The organism is Actinomycetota bacterium (assembly GCA_005774595.1).
GTDB lineage: Bacteria > Actinomycetota > Coriobacteriia > Anaerosomatales > D1FN1-002 > D1FN1-002.
This window is the reverse complement of sequence record VAUM01000013.1, coordinates 13,262-14,337: the sequence shown is the minus strand read 5'-3', so window position 1 is coordinate 14,337 and position 1,076 is coordinate 13,262. Positions and strand designations below refer to the sequence as shown.

Sequence of the window (1,076 nt, the reverse complement as noted above, 5' to 3'; positions counted from 1 at the left end):
GGCGTGGGCGCGTCTGCGCGGGGCCGAGCCGCACCCGCGGCCGCACCGGCTCGTGTGGGCGCTGCTCACCCCGGCGCTCGCCGGTGTGGCCACCGCGCCGTTCGCGCTCGACCCGTCCCGCGCGCTGCTCTACTCCGCACGGCTGCTCGCGCTGTGGGCCGCCGCCGCGTTCGTGTGCGTCCAGGTGCGCGACGGCGGACGGCTTCGCCGAACGCTCGCCGTGCTGCTCGCGGTCGGCGTCGCGCTCACCGCGGTGGCGGTGGTACAGACCGCGCTGCCGGGCGTGGGTGTCGGACGCATCTACACGCCGGTGGGCGGCGACGTGCTCGGGCGCATCCGGCCCGCCGCCTTCTTCATGGACCCGAACTTCCTCGGCGGCATGGTCGCGGCGTGTGCCATCGCGGGCGTCGCGATGGCGGTGGCGGCGCGTGAGCGGCGTGAGGTGCTCGCGTGGGCGGTCGGCGCGGCCGCGTGCGGGCTCGGCGTCGCGCTCACGTACTCGCGGGCGGCGTGGGTCGGACTCGCGGTCGGTGCGGTCGCGGTGGTGGCGCTCGCGCCCAAGGCGCGGCGCCTCGTGCTCGGCGTGGCGCTGGCGGCCTTCGCACTCGTGGCCCTGCTCGCGGCGCCCGGGACGGTGACGCGGTTCGCGTCGGGCCCGGACGCCTCGGCGACCGGGCGGCTCGTGCTCGCGCAGGGCGAACTCGAGATCGCGCTGCAGCGCCCTATCGCCGGCGTGGGGCTCGGGTCGCTCGGGCGCGCGTGGGTGATGTCGGGCGGCGCGGCCAAGACCGGGCGCGTGTCCGAGCCGCATCAGGTGCCGATCGCGGTGTTCGCGCAGACCGGCGTGGTGGGGCTCGCGGCGATGGCGGCGGTGCTGGCCGGGCTCGTCGCTGCAGCGCTCGCACGCCGCCGGGCGGGCTGGGCGCCCGCTGACTCCGCGGTCGCGGCGGCGCTCGCCGTGCTGCTCGCGCAGACGGTGTTCCAGCACTACGCGTATTTCGAGCCGCTGTGGCTGATGATGGCACTCGTCGCTGCGGCGCCGACACGGTCAACCGCGGGGCGATCCGCGGGAAGCG

1 pseudogene (cut by a window edge) is annotated in these 1,076 nt (G+C 77.3%); it reads left to right on the top strand.

From position 1 onward, the window contains the following. Nucleotides 1-1,076: pseudogene (locus tag FDZ70_01345) on the top strand (O-antigen ligase family protein) (it continues 89 nt past the right edge of the window).